Below are 17,091 nucleotides of genomic sequence, written 5' to 3' on the forward strand. Positions count from 1 at the left end.
TTACGCAATCCTTTGTCGTTGAAATTTAAAAATTTTTTGAAAGTTACATTATTTTATGCGACCAATAGAATCCTATGATTGTGGATATGTTATACACGAGGAAAAAAGTTTGGGGGTGTACCTATGGCAAAGATGAAGAAAAACCCATCAAAGGCTGGCGTAAGTGCCGCTAGCGTTAAGGGTGATGCTGGCCCAACTGTTGAAAATGATGGTGGTGGAAAAAGAAACAGCCAGAACAACCAGTATAAGAGATAATGAGGAGTGTACCCGCACTGAATAGGTGTCGGGTACGTTTTTTTTAGTTGGGGCCGTAGTTGAAAGACGTTTCCCCCTTTCCAAGCCTTCCTAACGTTCTTCATTCACCTGATGAAAGACGTTTCCCCTTTTCCAAGCCTTCCTAACGTTCTTCATTCACCTGATGAAAGGCGTTTCCCCCTTTTCAAGCCTTCCTAACGTTCTTCATTCACCTGTTGAAGGACGTTTCCCCCTTTTCAAGCCTTCCTAACGTTCTTCATTCACCTGATGAAAGACGTTTCCCCCTTTTCAAACCTTTCTAACGTTCTTCATTCAACTGATGAAAGACGTTTCCCCCTTTCCAAGTCTTCCTAACGTTCTTCATTCACCTGATGAAAGACGTTTCCCCTTTTCCAAGCCTTCCTAACGTTCTTCATTCACCTGTTGAAAGACGTTTCCCCCTTTTCAAGTCTTCCTAACGTTCTTCATTCACCTGATGAAAGACGTTCCCCCTTTTCAAGCCTTCCTAACGTTCTTCATTCACCTGATGAAAGACGTTTCCCCCTTTAAGTAGCTGCAAAATGTTGTTCATTTTAAAGTTTTTAACTCCCTTCATCCTTCGAAGGACATAAAAAACTACCCACTCAAACGAATGGGTAGTTCCTCACTTACTTTTTAAACATTCCCTTCAGGACAAACGCTACATTCGCTGGGCGTTCGGCTAGGCGGCGCATGAAGTATCCGTACCAGTCGGTTCCATACGGGACATATACTCTCATCTTATATCCTTCTTCAACTAGCTCGATTTGCTTTTCCGGGCGGATGCCGTATAGCATTTGGAACTCAAATTGGTCGTTGTTGATGCGATGCTCACTAGCTAGTTGTTTTGTATATTCAATGATTGCATCATCGTGTGTAGCAACGGCCGTGTAATTTCCGTTTAACATATGCATCTTAATAATCTTTTTAAAATTTTCATCCACGTCTTTTTTTACTGGAAATGCTACTTCCGGAGATTCTTTGTATGCCCCCTTCACAAGCCGTAAATTGGGTTGGTACTCATTAAGCTCCTCGATATCCTTTTCCGTTCGATATAAATACGCTTGAATAACTGTACCTACATTCTCATATTCCCTTTTTAATTTTTTAAAAATATCTAATGTTTTCTGCGCACGAGAATAGTCTTCCATATCAATCGTGACGAACACATCGTTCTTTTTCGCTGCTTCTAGTATTCTTCTCATATTGTGTAGAACGACGTGGTCTGATATATCTAATCCCATCGAAGTCATTTTTAGTGATAATTGTGATTGAAGTTTTTCCCGTCCGATTGACTCTATCGCTAGTATTGAGTTATCGGCCATTTCATTTGCTTCTTTCTCATTGTCGACAAATTCACCTAAATAGTCGATGGTAACGAGTAGCCCTTTTTTATTAAGGTCTTGAATAACGCGTGTTGCGAGTTCAATGGTTTCACCAGCAACAAATCGTGACGCACCGAATCGTAATCCATATCGCTTGGCTAATTTCGTTAATGCTCGATTTTTAGAAAGGAATAAAAAGAAATCTCTCATCAATTGTTCCATTTTGATATCCCTCCTGCAAGCGTTTACTATAGCTATATGAAATGGAAAGGCTAAGCGTTTACTGATGTTGATTCACTATGTTTAAAATATAACCGTAGAAATTCCGTTTAAATTGGGAAAACCCCATATTTTCTTAAGTATAAGTGGAGTTTTTCCGTTTATATGATCAAAATCTTTGAATTTTGGCTTATTTAGAGCAGTTAACCGGAATTCCTCCGCTTATATCTGCTTTTTAAGCTTCCTCTACATAATTAGCCGGAAATTCTCCGCCTATTAATTCTTTTACCTATACGAAATCATCTATGATTTGATTTACAAATTGGACTACAGTTTCAAGCCTATTTTTATAAATATTCACGTTATATCAAAATAAATGACCATCAAATTCACAAACAAATTGATGGTCATTTTAATATACGTTTTGGTTTTTTGTGATAGGTAATAGAACCCGTTATCTTTATTTTTTCGCTTGTCGGTGCGCTTCATTTAATTGTTTGATTTCATTAATTGTTTCCTTAACCTCATTTTTCGCATCAGGATATGTGTCGTTCCAATGCTTAACGAGAGCAGGCATTGATTTGCTCATGTGAGAGTAAAGGATCCACGCTTTTACTTTTTCCACATGATCAGCATCTGCCTCACCTAGTAGCAATTCGGTATATTTGGTTAGTAATCCATTGATCTTTTCATCTAGTTGATTGCTCACGAGTTCCCTCCGTTCTTTAGTGCCTTTTTGGGTCGATTACAAGTTTGTGGACAAATTCTACAGCGGTCCGGTGTTCCTGTTAAGGCATAAAAGAAGCAGCATGTGGTTCGTACACGAACTTCTTCTCCAAGCTCAGGAATATAACGTTTATCATGAAAATGTCTTTTAATGGGGTTTTCATGATAATGTCCAAACAATGATCCAGGTGCAAGTTGAGCAATGAACTGTAAATCTTCCACAGCACGTCCACAAACCTCTTCATCTTCATTTTCAGCTAACACCGATTCATACAGCCAAAAAATATAGATCGCAATATTTTCCCATAATACGAGTTTAGATTGTTTGGACTCCGTCTTCACACTCTCCACAATAGGAGTTACGATATTGGAAAAAAAGTCAGCTATGGCTTCATATCTCCATTGGTCTCTATCACCAGTGGGTTCACTGATTCTCCACTTTGAAAAATAGAACGTAGGTAGCCAAAGTGGATCTTGTTCGTCTGTTTGAAGATGCATATGCTCGAGCTGTATATGAAATCGTTTGTTAAATGCGGTCATTGCATACAAATAAATGGCGGATAAAAAAGCGGATCTCTTAATAAACATGGAAGCTGTTACTTTTACATTGGGCGACCCAATATGCTCGGAAGCACGACTGATAAAGGTCCGAAGCTGATCTTTTTGAAGAAGCTCATTTAACGTAATCGATAGATCAGATTCCCCATGAACTTTTTCTAATGTAAATCGGTAATTCTTCAGTTGACTTAATTCTGTTTCTGAAAAAAATTTATCCATTGACTGCTCCTGCATGTCTAAATACCGTTCTTCCCTTTCCATAGGGGATGCAAAGCGGTGTCCCGAATAATGGGTCAATGGAAATTTCACAGTCCATTTCAAATACCTTCTTCACAAGCCCTCTTGTCACGACATCCTCTGGCTTTCCCATTGCTGCGATTTTCTTGTCCTTAACTGCCACGATATTATGCGCATAACGACAAGCTAGGTTCAAATCATGAAGGACCATCACGATCGTACGATTTTCCCTCTCATTCAGCTCAAATAATAAATCAAGTATGTCAATTTGATGGGTCATATCTAAATAGGTGGTTGGTTCATCCAGAAGAATAAAGTCCGTATCCTGTGCTAATGTCATCGCAATCCATGCTCTTTGACGTTGACCACCTGAAAGTGAATCCACAGACCGTTCCTTTAAATCGAGCAACCCGGTTGCTTCAAGTGCCTTATAGACCTTCTCTTCATCCTCACTAGACCATTGCTTAAGCCATGTTTGGTAAGGATAGCGCCCTTGCTTCACCAGTTGAAGAACCGTCAAACCTTCAGGTGACACCGGTCCTTGCGGCAACACGGCCATTTGCTTTGCCACTTCCTTGGAGGACATTTTTACAATCTCTTTTCCATTTAATACGATTTCTCCGCTTTTGGGCTTTAATAACCGAGCAATCGACCGTAAAAGAGTGGATTTTCCACATCCATTGCCACCGATAAATACAGTAATTTCGCCTTTCGGGATCTTCAAATTTAATTCATCTATAATGATGGAGTCACCATATGATAGCGTTAATTGTTTCGTTTCAATGGCTTTTTTCATCTTTATTCGCACTCCTTCCCTGACATTATCCATTTCTAGTTTTAAAAAGAAGATAAATAAAGTACGGTGCACCGATGCCTGCTGTAAATACGCCTGCTGGAATTTCTAATGGAGAGAACAAGGTTCGACCAATCAAATCGGCCACCATCACTAAAATGGCACCGATCAAAGCAGAGACCGGGAGTAATGCCCCGTAGACTGAGCCAACAAGACGGCGAGCCATATGTGGCGCCATTAAGCCCACAAATCCAATTCCTCCGGCAAAAGCAACAGAACTACCTATTAAAGCTGTACTTATAAGCAACAGCACGAATCTTAGTCTTTGCACAGAAGTCCCTACACTGGTGGCTACATCATCACCTAACCCGAGCACATTCACTTTTCTAGCCATAAAAAAGGCCACCAACATGAGAGCGAATGCCCATGGAACGATCGTAAACACATTGGTCCAAGTTGAGCCATGGACCGTTCCTGTAATCCAAATATTCGCTTGGCTTGCCCGGTAAATCGGGCCAAGGAGCATCATCATCGTAGTTAGTGCTTGAAAAAGGGCTGATAAACCGATTCCTATTAATACAAGGCGAACTGGGGACACTCCGTTTTTCCAAGCAAAGAAATAGACGAGTAATCCAGCAACAGCCGAACCAATAAAAGCGGCAAGCGGCATCCATTGTATGCTAACCGTTAACGCATTACTTTCATTACTAAAAATGGCCAAAAATAACACAACGGCAGCTGATGCTCCACCAGTAATTCCCAGAACATCTGGTGAAGCTAATGGGTTTCTAATCATTCCTTGCAAAATGCCCCCAGCCACAGCCAGTGACATTCCGACAACTAAAGCAACAATGATCCTTGGCAAACGAAAGGATTGAATCACGAGCTGTTCCATTTCCGTTCCCCCGCCAAAGAATACCGAGACAACCGTGACTGGGTTTATTTTCATATCACCTAATCCGGTACTAATAATAAAAATAGCCATTGTCACTAGCAGCAAGCAAAGCATCACAAAGCTTGCTTTTCTATCTATTAATATAGACACTTTTCCTTGAAACCATCGAAGATTTTGATACTGCTTCACTTTGCTTTAAACCCCCTTCTAGCAATATAGATAAAGAAAGGAGTCCCAATGATAGCTGTCATCACACCGACTGGTACTTCCTCAGGCATAATGACATACCTTGCAAGAATATCAGCCAATAGCAAAAGAATGGCTCCTAAAAATGCGGAATAAGGAATGACCCATTTATGATCAATTCCTACAATACTTCTAGTTATATGCGGTATCACAATACCAATAAATCCGACAGGACCCGCTACCGCTACTGACCCTCCAGCTAATAAAATGACAATGGTCCCGATTCCGATTTTTAATAAACCGGTACGAATACCAAGTCCTTTAGCGACATCTTCTCCCATCGATAAAACGTTAAGCTTGGAGGCAAGAAGTAATGCACCCAACCAACCAACAACGAGATAAGGGATAACAGACACAAGAATTTCAAGTTTTCTCCCTTGAATAGAACCAGCTAACCAAAACAATACTTGTTCCAGTGCAACTTCACTCAATACAAGAAAACCTTGTGTAAAGGAAGAAAACATCGCAGCAATGGCTGCACCTGCCAATGTTAGTTTCATCGGAGTGAGTCCTTCTCGTCCGAGCGACCCGATGAAATAGACGCTGATGGCAGCAACCGCTGCACCTAGAAAAGCAATCCACGCAAAAGCTTGTAAATGACTGATTTGAAAAAGCGATACGGCTATGACCACAGCAAAACCTGCTCCAGCATTGATACCGAAAATGCTAGGTGACGCCAATGGGTTCTTTGTTAATGTTTGCATTAAAGCACCAGCAATGGCGAGACTACTCCCCACTGCCGCTGCAATCAATGCTCTTGGCAATCGAACGGTTTCAATCACTAAATGCTCGTTTGATCCATTATTGTTTTGAAATGCTTCCCATGCCATTTTCCACGATGTATCGGTATAACCATATACAATGCTTGCACCTATTAAATAGAGAAATAATAAAACGATAAAAATGAGTCCAGCGATTCTTTGAAAACTATTTTTTAACAGCATCCTTCTTATCCTTTTCCTATATAATTACTGCTTACAAGTTTTAGTCTATTGGATGCCAAACACACTGTCAATGATTTTGAGAATCATTTTCAATGATGTAAACAACTGTTTTTTATTATCTAATTGAAAATAAATCTCAATTACCTATTGACACCCTTTACAATTCATTTTATGATAATAACCGTAAGTGAAAATGATTATCATTAACAATTACATACATTCATTGTAGGAGGAACTTATGAAACTTATTAAATTTTCTTTCACTATGTTAACCATTTTGATTCTTAGTCTTCTAGCAGCATGCGGAAGCAACGAAGAAGCGTCCACAGGTACTAAAAATGAGGATGCAAAGACGGAAAATACAAGCTATACCGTTGAGCATGCAATGGGGACAACCACTATTCCTGATACACCTAAAAAGGTTGTTATTTTAACAAATGAAGGAACTGAAGCCTTATTAGCATTAGGAGTAACACCTGTTGGAGCGGTTCAATCTTGGACAGCAAATGGAGACCCTTGGTATGAACATATTGCTGATGATATGAAGGATGTTCAAGTGGTTGGATTTGAAACAGATACACAAGTAAATCTTGAAGCCATTGCTGCATTACAACCGGATCTAATTATTGGAAACAAAATGCGTCAAGAATCGATTTACGATCAATTAAGTGCCATTGCTCCTACTGTATTCTCTGAAACATTACGTGGAGATTGGAAGGAAAACTTTGAGCTTTACGCAAAAGCGTTAAATAAAGTAGATGAAGGAAACAAAGTAATTTCTGATTACGATACTCGTGTATCTGATTTGAAAACAGAGCTTGGAGACCAACTTCAGAAAAAAGTATCTATTGTTCGTTTCTTAGCAGCTGATGTTCGTATTTATCAAAAGGATTCATTCTCTGGTGTGGTATTAGATCAATTAGGTTTTGCACGTCCTGAAAGTCAAGATGTGAATGAATTCGCGATCAAAGGTGCAACAAAAGAACAGATTCCATTGATGGATGGAGACATTCTATTCTATTTCACTTATGAAACAGGTGACGGAGCAGCAACTCAAGTAGCGAAAGAATGGATTGAAGATCCATTATTTAAAAACCTAGAAGTAGCCAAGCAAGGAAATGTTCATGAAATTGACGATGCCATCTGGAATACAGCTGGCGGAGTTATCGCAGCGAACCTGATGCTTGATGACATCGAAAAGTATTTCTTACAATAAGTTAACTTCTTAAATTTGATATATATGACTAGCTCTGATTTCTTACCCCCCTCAACGGAAATCGAGCACTCCCCTAAAAAACCTCGCCATAACGGCGAGGTTTTTTAATCGTCACTTGAAAACATATACTTTTTATGATGATATCGTATCGAGAAAATTAAGCTAATTGCTAGGAAATTCCCCATTATTGAGCTTCCCCCATAACTAATGAACGGAAGCGGAATTCCTGTGATTGGTAATAGACCAATCGTCATTCCAATGTTTTGAAACACGTGGAAGGTTATCATGCTAATAATTCCGACACAAATATACGTATAAAACTCATTTTTCGTTTCCATACCAACCTTTGTAATATGGTAGATCAGTAAGAAAAACAAACTAATAATAACGCTAGCTCCAACAAAACCAAATTCTTCTCCTACAATACTAAAGATAAAATCCGTATGACTTTCTGGCAAGTATACTTCTCTCGTACCGTAGCCCTTCCCTGTCGTTTCTCCTGAACCAATAGCTAGCAACGAACGGGTAAGCTGGAAGCCGGTAGAACTTTGATAATTGTAAGGATCAATCCAGGAGTAAATTCTTCCAAACTGATATTCCTTTACTCCAAGATACTTTTCAAGTATTTCAGGTTTCCATAGTACTAAGTAGAAAATGACTCCGATCAAAGTGATTCCTGACGAAAAGATCGGCAGAAGAATCTTCCATGATACCCCCGAAATAAAGATCATCCCTATCATTATCGCTATCATCACAAGAGAAGTCCCTAAATCCGGTTGCTGCATGACGAGCAGTAACGGCACCATCGTAATAAGAACAATTTTTCCTAATAAAATAAAATCCGTTTGAATCGTTTTGATTCGGTATTTTTCATGATGATCTCCTATTGCTCTGGCAAGTGCGAGGATAATAAAAACCTTCATCAGCTCAGCTGGCTGAAGCGATCCGATAAACGGTGCCTTATACCAACTCTTTGCCCCATTGATTACAGGCGCAATACTAGATGGAGCAATAATGAGAAAGGCCAATAGAAATACCCCAAATCCATAGGCATACCATGAGAGCTTTTTAAGCTGGTCCGAATCAAGGGTGATGACTGCAACAATAATCCCTATTCCAATTCCATACCAAATGATCTGTTTTAATAAAAAGTTTGAATCATACTGTCCTGTTGATTGCGCGCTGTAAATAGCAATACAGCTCGATAGAAACAAAAGAATTAAGATAAATATTAAATGAAAGTCTATTTTAGACGAAGGCTGTTGATTTGAAGACATAGTAATACTCCCATCTGAAAACATGGTATTCAATTCTCCATTATATTTTTAATTCTTGTAAAGCACAACTCTTCTTTCTTGTTTGGGAATGATTACATATCGGTTCTACCTAATGTACATTACAAATGTGAAAAAAGTGAGAAATTGATATTTCTAAGACTGTAAAGGACCTGCTTGTTTCTTTTTTCTCTTCTGAAAAGGTGGAAAGGCTCATATAGTAGCTAAGGAGGTGTTGACATGAAGTCTTCAAAACTATCATTATGGACCTTTTTTCAAGGCTGGTTGGCTATCATGCTAGCTACGTTCTTACTTGCAGGAATAACAACCACCTACACAAATACCTTTGCATCTGAAACCGTCAAGAAGTGGATTTCGAATATTGACACCCATGAATGGCTTGTTTATTTCGTAAAGTCAGAGAACCATCATATATACAACGAAAAAGCGAGTATAACGGTTTCCTCCTTATCAAAGCTCGCTCTAAAACTAGCAACCAATATCCAACCGGAGGATACAAGAACGTTTCTTGGCAGAGAACTCCCTGGATTTTCCGTGTTTGATACAAATATCGTCGTTGCTGGTAGCGGTACGAATTTCACTAACCTTCCGATCGAATCCGCTCCACCGGTAGAAATTTTATTACAAGAAAGAGAAATAGCAAAGGAAATGCTTAAAGAGGCGGAAGGCGGTAACACCCCAGTTGTGGCAGGGAAAAAAAGTGTATTTATCTATCATACACATAGCTGGGAATCATTTTTACCATTATTAAAAGATGCTAAGGAACCTGAAGAAGCGACGAGTAACAATGAATCCGCAAACATTATTGCGGTCGGGAAAAAGCTTACAGAGGAATTAAATACAAATGGCATTAGTGTTCTTCACGATACAACCAGCATGCCTAACCTATTAAAAGAAAATAATCTAACAACTGATCATTCCTACGATCTTTCCCGACAACTCGTCCAAGAAGCACTTGGAGGCAATGATGCTATTGATTACGTCATTGATATCCACCGAGACGCGCTTCGAAAAGAAAAAACAACACAGGTGATTAATGGCAAGTCTTATGCGAGGCTATTCTTTGTTGTCGGTAAAGCAAATAAAAATTACGAACAGAATCTACAAGTGGCAACAGAATTAAATGCAATGATAGATGAGAAATATCCGAACCTGAGCCGTGGGGTTTTAGCAAAAGGACTAACGGAAGGAAATGGAGTCTACAATCAAGATTTATCATCTGGGTCGATTCTCGTAGAGTTTGGCGGAGTGGATAATGACTTAACCGAACTGTATAACACGGTTGAGGCCTTTGCAGAGATCTTTAGTGAATACTATTGGAAGGCAGAGAAGGTAAATGGATAAAGTACATGTTCTCCCTCACCACTATTTATTTTTCACTTTTATTTCTTCCTTTTTACTGTATCTCATTTTAGGCTACCACTTAATTACAATTGCTTGGCTTGCAGCAGGGATTATTACCTCGATTTACATTCTGATTGAGGATCAGCTCCTTAAATTTCAGCAATCTGAAAAAGACTTATGATGTGCTGATTTTTTATCTCGTATGGTAAAATATTTCATATGATGAGAGGACGTGTTGTGATGAAATATGCAGTTGTTACTGGGGCTTCCAAAGGACTTGGTGCCTCGATTGCCGAAAGAGTTCTACAGGAACAATTCGGGCTCATTACTATTTCTAGAAATGAAAATCCTGCACTAAAACAGCTTGCTCAGGAAAATGGATTGTTTTATAAGCATGTAACGTGCGATTTGACGAATAGAATGGAGACCGAGCAAGCTTTTTCTGCAGTTACAGAGATTATTTTTTCCAGCACAGAAAATGAAGTTTTACTCGTTAATAACGCAGGTGTGGTTGAACCGATTGACCGAGTTGGAAGTTTAGATCATGAGGCAATTGAAATATCCCTTCAACTCAATGTTGCTGCTCCGATGTTCGCGACGAACCTTTTCTTACAAAAGGCAAACGGAACAAAGCTAACCGTTGTCAATGTTACATCTGGTGCTGCCGAAAGACCGGTTCAAGGATGGAGTGTGTATTGTAGTACAAAGGCAGCCTTAAATATGTTTACTAAAACCGTGGCAGTAGAACAAGACCATTCCGACAATGCGACGATTATTGGTTATAGTCCAGGAATTATGGATACTGATATGCAAGGTGTTATACGCTCTTCAACGGAGCATGCCTTCCAAGAGGTGAATAAATTTATTGCTTATAAAGAAAATGGGATGCTAAGAAGCACAAAAATTGTTGCCGATGCACTCATTGACTTGCTTCTTACTGAAGAGATTGAAAACGGAAAAATTTATAGCGTAAATAATCTACTAAAGTAGCTTCCATTTCCTGAAGCTACTTTTTTATGCTTGACTGGTAACTGGGTGCTTAAAATAATGGGGAAACTCACATGGCGAAGTGGTTTTTACAAACAGTACATCATCAGTCGAATCGATTGGATGAACTCTGTAATTCTCAGGTTGATCAGGTGTAAAATGAATATACACGTTTTCCCCTAATGCTGATAATGCTTGAATTTGCTCGTCCAAGGCTACTTCCCTTTTACTAATACAATCAAATAAATGAATCTCGCTGTCGATCACTTTATAGATAAGAATCGATTCACATGATTCATCATAATAAAGATCGTTTGAAAACACATGAAGAAAATGGAAAAAGTTAATTCCTTCTGTATGCAAACTTGAAAATGTTTGTGATAGTGGCTTTCTATTGGTACTGTAGTCTTCAAGTAAATAGATGTCTTTTTCTAGGTTTATCTTTCTGAGCGTTTTGTCATGTTGTTTTGTTGGGAGTTTTTTGCTGAAAAGATGTTCTTTTCTTCGACTAAATCCGAATTTCGGATAAAAATCAAGAACAGTATGGTTCGCAAATAAATAATAGAGGTCTACCTGTTTGTCATAATCCTCAAACACTTTTTGTAAAAGAGCCTTTGATAACCCTTTGTTTCGAAATTGGTCATCAGTCATAACCGTTCCAATCTGTACGGCTTTTTTTAATTCCCCATTTATAAGAAGAGTTAATACATTTACGGACACATTGGCAATTACCTTGTTATTCACTACAAATGAATACGGAATATACCGTTCATTCCAGTAGCCTCTTTTATACCATTTTTCAAATTGAATACCAAAGGTCGATGATGCAAGGTCATTAAAACTTTGCCGAAGCGTCAATTGGTCTTTGTAATTCCTTACGAACTCCATATACTTTCTCCATTATCAAATTTTTATATAATTTTTTTCCTATACATGTATAAAATGGTAACACATTGGCGAATATAATAGTACAAGTGTAATTCCCCCTTTTTCTTTGACCTCCCAATAGTGGAGGTCTTTTTCTTTTTCACGGTTGAAGAAACCCGTTGTGAGCCAAACTATCATCGAAGGTATTTTGAAAGGAGCTCATAACATGACTAAAAAGTATAATAAAGGCAGTAAAAACCAAAATTCTCCTAAAAACCATGGCGTCTTGAATGGAAGTGGAGACAATAGTAAAGGTAACAAGCGTAATAATAAGGCTAAAACCGATAAGACCGATCTTGATTAATGAAAATGAAAAAAGGTGCTGAATTTCTTCAGCACCTATCTTTTTGGATTAATCTTGATTGCTGGTGTGTTGTACATTACATACGTAGGAAGAGGATCCGCCGTTTGATCATGAGAGAACGCCTTGTCAATTTCTAAATTGGCTTTCGTTGCTTCTGTATCACCAGGGCTTGAAGAATGAACTTCACTATCCTCAAGTCTTTCAGTTAGCTCAATATTGGCATCATTAATGGCCGCCACTTCATTTTCTTTATTTTTCAATTCACTCACCTCTTGTATAGTATCTTTCTACTCCTTTTTCTTATCCGTTGATTTATTTCCAACTAAAAACCCCGCCAACCATGGCGGGGTTCCCACAATCTAATTATTTTTCCCGTAAGAATGGCCACCAGTTGGCTTTCCCAAAGGTTCTGACCATGACCGGGATAAATAATGGAAGAATCACTAGGGCATATAGGAATAATCCTACTAACACAATGGATGCAATTTGTAGTAAGGATAGCATTCCTGAAGGCATCATCGCAGCAAAGGTCCCACCTAAGATGACAGCTGCTGAAATGATAACTGTACCCATTTTTTTCATGGATTCAAGCATAGCTTCGCGAATAGTGAGATCTTTATACTCATTAAAACGGTCCATTAAGAAGATACTATAGTCAACTCCCAGTGCGATTAAGATTACAAAGCCGAAAAATGGTACGGCCCAGCTTATTCCTGTATAGCCTAGGAGGTTAACAAATATCGCTTCATTTATTCCCATAGATGTGTAGAACGTTAGTATCAACGACGCAATGATATACGCTGGCATGATCATTGATCGGAATAGAATAACTAAGATGATGGTTATCCCCACTAACATCAAGACAACCGTTCGAGAGTAATCTTCTCCTGAAATCGCATCAAGGTCAGCATTTGTTCTTGTTACTCCACCCACAGCAACCACGGCATTTTCAAGCTTCGTATTCGCGGTGGCACTCTTTACTGCTTCATTGAGTTTATCCACTTGATTGATGGCTTCATTGGAGTAAGGATTGGCTTCAAGAATGACATCGATCGTCATTACTTTACGATCTTCAGACATATAGGTGTCTAACACCTGTACGAAATCTTCACTTTCAAGAACCTCAGGTGGTAGATAGAACGCACCATTCTCATTTTCAGAAAGACCTTTAATATAGTCTTGAGCCGAGCCTAATCCATCTGAGATTTGATTTAAGCCATCCACACTTTGGTTCAAGCCATCTGTTAGTTGGCCCAATTGACCGCCTAATTCACCAAATCCATCTGCAAGCTGCTGTTGACCGTCACGAATTCCGGCTAATCCGGAAGTTAGCTTTGGCATATTATCAACAATTTGACCTTGACCATTTGCAAGCTGGTTAAGGCCGGCAAGCTGTTTGTCAATTCCCACGATAAACTGTTCTAAACCAGAAACAATTTTCTGCTGGTTCTCATTAATGACTGAAAATCCAGCATTAGCCTCCGCCATGCCACTAGCTACTCCAGCTAATTGCGGCTGGACCGTTTGAACCGTTCCCTTTAATCTTTGATAAGATTCATCCATTTGTAACGCTGGATAACTGGTTTCTAAAGCGGCAAAATACTGTTCAGTAGAAGCAAGTGCCGCAGAAAGCTCGTTTAACCCAGCACCCATTTGTCCATAAGCACCAGCAAGCTTTTTATACTCCGCTAACAGCTGCTCAGCACCAGACTTCATATTTCCAAGCTCTGTTTTGATTTGAGCAGAACCTGCTGCTCCTTGGCGAATACCATCTTCTATTTTTGCTAAATTTGTTTGAATTTCGGTTAATCCTGACTGAACCTGCGATGTTCCGGTTACGAGTTCCCCGATACCCGCTGTTGCCTGTTCAAGTTGTGGTGCTGAACTCTCAAGACCATCGCTTGCTTCCTTTAGACCTGAGCTAATTTGATCAAGTCCTTCTTTTCCTTCCCCAAGCCCTTCTTGTAAGGTATCAGCTTGTTTCGCGATTAAAAAGTCTTCAATCGGTTCACCCGTTGGTCGTGTCACCGAACGAACGGTGTCTACTAGTGGAACGCGTGCTAACTGCTTACTAATTTCTTCCACTAAATTAATATATTCTATCGAATCCATTGCCTCATCATTTTTTAAAACGATTTGGGTTGGCATCGATTCGCCCGGTCCAAAGCTATCAGCAATAGCATTAAAGGCACGAATAGAATGGACATCTCCACTGATTTCTTCCAGAGAATTATAAGAAAGTTTTCCATCGTATGTGACCAAGAACGGTACACAAACAGCTGCTACTATAAGAAGTGCAATTACTGGGCGCTTCAGAGAAAATTGACCAACTACACCCCAGAATTTGCTTTCTCCGTGCTCCGCCGTACTCTTTGAAGGCCAGAAGATTTTCCCGCCAAGTACAGCCATAAAAAATGGAACAATCGTAAACAAGGCAATCAACAAAAGTCCTACTCCAACCGCAACAGCTGCTGCTGATTGATAAAGCACAAATTTTGAAAACCCGATTGCAGCAAAACCAATCATTACGGCTAATCCACTGAAAAATACCGTACGGCCGGCATTACGATACGTCGCTACGATCGCATCTGCACGATGTTCGTAATGTGTAAGTTCTTCTTTATAACGGCTTAGTAAAAGGATACAATAGTCCGTTCCTATTCCAAATAATATCGCCACAAGAAAGATTTGCGTATAACTCGAAACGGGAAAATCTAATTTATCTACTAAAATCGAAACAATCGATTGAGCGGCTAAATACGAGAATCCAACCGTTAACAATGGGATGACCGGTGCTACTACCGAACGGAATACGAGTAACAATACCACTAAGATGAAAACAACAGTTATTCCTTCTGTCTTTTTCAATCCTTCTTGAGAACTTGTCATCAAGTCTTCATTAATTAACCAATTACTCGTGTAATCATGGTCGATCTTCACGTCTTCGATCGTTTCATAAAGGGCTTCACTTAATTCTTTCGGTTCACGGTCCTTCCACTCAATGGTTAACGACGTCAGAATCGCTTTTCCATCCTTTGAAACAAGCTGTTCTTCTAAAACCTCTTCATTAAAATGAGTCAGAATTTCTGCAATCCCCAGCTCTTCTTTCTTGTTTTCAAGTGCCCGAATCGCTTTTTCAGCTTCTTGTATTTCTTTTTCCGTTAGTTTTTCCTCACTATGAAACACGAGGGCGACCTGCGTATCATCCCCTCCGCCTTCCTGTTCTTGGACGTTTTCCATAATGTCAGAGGCTAGTGTAGAGGAATATCCTTCCGGAACATCAATTTGCCCCTTTTCACGCACAAGATCGGCCATGTTCGGAGCCAGCATAAATAGTCCCACAATGAGAGCTATCCATGCGACTAGTACTAACCACTTATTTTTAATAATCGCATACATGGGCTAATCCTCCAGTTGATTCTTCTTTGTTTCTAAAAGTACGCTATACAATTTTTCGTATGACTGGATAAACATTTCGATTTCGTTTTGGTCGAATTTTGTGATAATCGATTCCACCAGTTTATGAATTCTAGCTTCCGTTTCTAAATAAAGCTCATTGCCTTTATCCGTCAACGTTAAGTACACCACTCGACGGTCATTTTCATCTCTTGTTCTTTGAATAAAGCCCTTCGTCCATAATCGGGTAATGATGGCTGTAATCGCACTTTTTTTTACAGAAAATACGTCGGCAAGCTCTGACGATGTACAAGAATGATTTTGATAGATATAGCGCAACATATAATGCTGCTCACTTGTTAGATCACAATCTAACTGCTCCTTAACAAGCGCTTCCCCTATCTTGTTAACGGAAAAAGATAGAGAGATATATTTATTCACAACCTCTTTAATATGCTGGTCTGGCATCTGTAGCATGTCACCTCCAGAAAATAGTTTCATTATTTAATTGTTCAACTGTTTAACTATCTACTCGATTATCATAATGGAGTCACATTTTTCTGTCAAACAAAAAAAAACGAACCAATCAAATTGGCTCGCTACTTTTGTAAGCTATGATGAAGGATTTCTAATGTACGTCTAAGATCACTTACTTGAACTTGTCCTGGTGCTGACGCTTTCTTTAACGCTCCGAATGTAACACTTGATCCAAACACCTCACCAGATAGGCGACTAATGGCGCCTTGCCCTGCCATTGACATGGTGATAATCGGAGTATCTGGATGTTTTTCTTGCATTTCAACAGTGGCTTCCAACAATGCTAGCACATCTCTAGCAGAGGTCGGCATCACTGCTATTTTGGGAATATCGCCTCCTAGCTTCTTTCCACGTTCAAGAATTTCCACCATTTTATCCTTTGAAGGCGTTTTGGCAAAATTATGGCTAGAAAGGATCCCTAATCGGCCGTTCTCATGAATGATGGAGAGAATCTGACTAATATCCTCATCTCGATGACGTAGCTCAATATCTACTAAATCCACCATACCTGACTTTGCTGCCGCTTCATTCAAGTCGAAATAATAAGAAGGATGAATTTCCTTTTCCCCACCCTCTTCAAGGCTTCGAAATGTAAAAACAAGAGGAAGCTCTTTCAAACGCTGATGGATCGTTGAAAGTGCAGTCATCACCTTACTAAGATCTTCACTATCATTGAAAAAATCTACTCTCCATTCAACCATATCGACAAAATTCTTATTCAATTGAATAAGTTCTGCCTCCGCTAAAAGGTCTTCCACTGTATTCCCTGTCATAGGTACACAAATCTTAGGTGTTCCTACCCCAATACGAATATTTTTTACCGCAATGAAATTCGCCAAGTTACGATCCCTCCATTCTTATCCTCTACT

At 39.3% G+C, this 17,091-nt stretch carries 18 protein-coding genes; 6 read left to right on the forward strand and 12 right to left on the reverse strand.

Annotation, left to right across the window (positions count from 1 at the left end):
- Positions 1–123: 123 nt before the first annotated feature.
- Positions 124–255, forward strand: coding sequence for a YuzL family protein (locus tag MKX65_RS20295; RefSeq protein ID WP_160546284.1), 132 nt, complete (start codon positions 124–126; stop codon positions 253–255).
- A 647-nt stretch (positions 256–902) separates the two neighbouring features.
- On the opposite strand, the gene MKX65_RS20300 is transcribed toward MKX65_RS20295, so the two are convergent.
- From MKX65_RS20300 to MKX65_RS20325, 6 genes are all read right to left on the reverse strand, one after another.
- The gene (locus tag MKX65_RS20300; protein WP_340905298.1) at positions 903–1,820 is read right to left on the reverse strand and encodes a proline dehydrogenase; all 918 of its coding nucleotides are present in this window, start codon (positions 1,818–1,820) and stop codon (positions 903–905) included.
- Between the two features lie 457 nt (positions 1,821–2,277).
- Positions 2,278–2,526 carry a YusU family protein gene (locus MKX65_RS20305; protein WP_340905299.1) on the reverse strand — a complete coding sequence of 83 codons (249 nt, stop codon included), beginning with the start codon at positions 2,524–2,526 and terminating at the stop codon, positions 2,278–2,280.
- Entirely contained in the window at positions 2,523–3,320 is a 798-nt protein-coding gene (locus MKX65_RS20310) for an IucA/IucC family C-terminal-domain containing protein (protein WP_340905300.1), read from the reverse strand. Before MKX65_RS20310 ends, MKX65_RS20305 begins: the two co-directional genes overlap by 4 nt.
- The gene (locus MKX65_RS20315; protein ID WP_340905302.1) at positions 3,313–4,134 is read right to left on the reverse strand and encodes an ABC transporter ATP-binding protein; all 822 of its coding nucleotides are present in this window, start codon (positions 4,132–4,134) and stop codon (positions 3,313–3,315) included. Before MKX65_RS20315 ends, MKX65_RS20310 begins: the two co-directional genes overlap by 8 nt.
- Positions 4,135–4,159: 25 nt before the next feature.
- Complete coding sequence (locus MKX65_RS20320; protein ID WP_340905304.1) at positions 4,160–5,215, reverse strand: FecCD family ABC transporter permease; 1,056 nt, start codon at positions 5,213–5,215, stop codon at positions 4,160–4,162.
- Positions 5,212–6,216, reverse strand: coding sequence for a FecCD family ABC transporter permease (locus MKX65_RS20325; protein WP_340905306.1), 1,005 nt, complete (start codon positions 6,214–6,216; stop codon positions 5,212–5,214). Before MKX65_RS20325 ends, MKX65_RS20320 begins: the two co-directional genes overlap by 4 nt.
- 238 nt (positions 6,217–6,454) lie before the next feature.
- Between MKX65_RS20325 and MKX65_RS20330 the strand changes: the two genes are divergently transcribed.
- Positions 6,455–7,432, forward strand: a complete 978-nt coding sequence (locus tag MKX65_RS20330; protein ID WP_160546289.1) for an ABC transporter substrate-binding protein — start codon at positions 6,455–6,457, stop codon at positions 7,430–7,432.
- A 104-nt stretch (positions 7,433–7,536) separates the two neighbouring features.
- On the opposite strand, the gene MKX65_RS20335 is transcribed toward MKX65_RS20330, so the two are convergent.
- Entirely contained in the window at positions 7,537–8,709 is a 1,173-nt protein-coding gene (locus MKX65_RS20335; protein WP_160546290.1) for an FtsW/RodA/SpoVE family cell cycle protein, read from the reverse strand.
- A gap of 237 nt (positions 8,710–8,946) precedes the next feature.
- On the opposite strand from MKX65_RS20335, the gene spoIIP reads away from it, so the two are divergent.
- The 3 genes from spoIIP to MKX65_RS20350 are packed head-to-tail and all read left to right on the forward strand — an operon-like array spanning position 8,947 to position 11,061.
- Positions 8,947–10,071 (forward strand): stage II sporulation protein P, encoded by a 1,125-nt coding sequence (spoIIP, locus tag MKX65_RS20340; protein ID WP_340905308.1) that lies wholly within the window; start codon positions 8,947–8,949, stop codon positions 10,069–10,071.
- The gene (locus tag MKX65_RS20345; RefSeq protein ID WP_340905310.1) at positions 10,064–10,252 is read left to right on the forward strand and encodes a hypothetical protein; all 189 of its coding nucleotides are present in this window, start codon (positions 10,064–10,066) and stop codon (positions 10,250–10,252) included. The genes spoIIP and MKX65_RS20345 overlap by 8 nt, the downstream gene beginning before the upstream one ends.
- A gap of 59 nt (positions 10,253–10,311) precedes the next feature.
- On the forward strand, positions 10,312–11,061 hold the full coding sequence (locus MKX65_RS20350; RefSeq protein WP_160546328.1) for a (S)-benzoin forming benzil reductase: 750 nt from the start codon (positions 10,312–10,314) through the stop codon (positions 11,059–11,061).
- A gap of 24 nt (positions 11,062–11,085) precedes the next feature.
- Here MKX65_RS20350 and MKX65_RS20355 read toward each other — a convergent pair whose 3' ends face one another.
- Positions 11,086–11,946 (reverse strand): GNAT family N-acetyltransferase, encoded by an 861-nt coding sequence (locus MKX65_RS20355; protein WP_340905312.1) that lies wholly within the window; start codon positions 11,944–11,946, stop codon positions 11,086–11,088.
- A 205-nt stretch (positions 11,947–12,151) separates the two neighbouring features.
- Here MKX65_RS20355 and MKX65_RS20360 point away from each other — a divergent pair, with 205 nt between their 5' ends.
- Positions 12,152–12,289 (forward strand): hypothetical protein, encoded by a 138-nt coding sequence (locus MKX65_RS20360; protein WP_340905314.1) that lies wholly within the window; start codon positions 12,152–12,154, stop codon positions 12,287–12,289.
- Between the two features lie 35 nt (positions 12,290–12,324).
- Here the strand turns inward: MKX65_RS20360 and MKX65_RS20365 are convergent, their stop codons facing one another.
- The 4 genes from MKX65_RS20365 to aroD form a co-directional block, all read right to left on the reverse strand.
- The gene (locus MKX65_RS20365; RefSeq protein WP_340905315.1) at positions 12,325–12,549 is read right to left on the reverse strand and encodes a hypothetical protein; all 225 of its coding nucleotides are present in this window, start codon (positions 12,547–12,549) and stop codon (positions 12,325–12,327) included.
- Between the two features lie 103 nt (positions 12,550–12,652).
- Complete coding sequence (locus MKX65_RS20370) at positions 12,653–15,688, reverse strand: MMPL family transporter (protein ID WP_340905317.1); 3,036 nt, start codon at positions 15,686–15,688, stop codon at positions 12,653–12,655.
- Positions 15,689–15,691: 3 nt separating this feature from the next.
- Entirely contained in the window at positions 15,692–16,153 is a 462-nt protein-coding gene (locus MKX65_RS20375; protein WP_340906341.1) for a MarR family winged helix-turn-helix transcriptional regulator, read from the reverse strand.
- 131 nt (positions 16,154–16,284) lie between these two features.
- Entirely contained in the window at positions 16,285–17,061 is a 777-nt protein-coding gene (gene aroD / locus MKX65_RS20380) for a type I 3-dehydroquinate dehydratase (protein WP_160546296.1), read from the reverse strand.
- Positions 17,062–17,091: the final 30 nt, after the last annotated feature.

The sequence above is a fragment of the Robertmurraya sp. FSL R5-0851 genome, assembly GCF_038002965.1.
GTDB lineage: Bacteria > Bacillota > Bacilli > Bacillales > Cytobacillaceae > Robertmurraya_A > Robertmurraya_A beringensis.

Coding starts and splice junctions, on each gene's coding strand:
- MKX65_RS20295 (WP_160546284.1), top strand. CDS start 124: ATGGCAAAGATGAAGAAAAACCCATCAAAGGCTGGCGTAAGTGCCGCT.
- MKX65_RS20300 (WP_340905298.1), bottom strand. CDS start 1,820: ATGGAACAATTGATGAGAGATTTCTTTTTATTCCTTTCTAAAAATCGA.
- MKX65_RS20310 (WP_340905300.1), bottom strand. CDS start 3,320: ATGGATAAATTTTTTTCAGAAACAGAATTAAGTCAACTGAAGAATTAC.
- MKX65_RS20315 (WP_340905302.1), bottom strand. CDS start 4,134: ATGAAAAAAGCCATTGAAACGAAACAATTAACGCTATCATATGGTGAC.
- MKX65_RS20325 (WP_340905306.1), bottom strand. CDS start 6,216: ATGCTGTTAAAAAATAGTTTTCAAAGAATCGCTGGACTCATTTTTATC.
- MKX65_RS20330 (WP_160546289.1), top strand. CDS start 6,455: ATGAAACTTATTAAATTTTCTTTCACTATGTTAACCATTTTGATTCTT.
- MKX65_RS20335 (WP_160546290.1), bottom strand. CDS start 8,709: ATGTCTTCAAATCAACAGCCTTCGTCTAAAATAGACTTTCATTTAATA.
- spoIIP (WP_340905308.1), top strand. CDS start 8,947: ATGAAGTCTTCAAAACTATCATTATGGACCTTTTTTCAAGGCTGGTTG.
- MKX65_RS20345 (WP_340905310.1), top strand. CDS start 10,064: ATGGATAAAGTACATGTTCTCCCTCACCACTATTTATTTTTCACTTTT.
- MKX65_RS20350 (WP_160546328.1), top strand. CDS start 10,312: ATGAAATATGCAGTTGTTACTGGGGCTTCCAAAGGACTTGGTGCCTCG.
- MKX65_RS20355 (WP_340905312.1), bottom strand. CDS start 11,946: ATGGAGTTCGTAAGGAATTACAAAGACCAATTGACGCTTCGGCAAAGT.
- MKX65_RS20360 (WP_340905314.1), top strand. CDS start 12,152: ATGACTAAAAAGTATAATAAAGGCAGTAAAAACCAAAATTCTCCTAAA.
- MKX65_RS20370 (WP_340905317.1), bottom strand. CDS start 15,688: ATGTATGCGATTATTAAAAATAAGTGGTTAGTACTAGTCGCATGGATA.
- MKX65_RS20375 (WP_340906341.1), bottom strand. CDS start 16,153: ATGCCAGACCAGCATATTAAAGAGGTTGTGAATAAATATATCTCTCTA.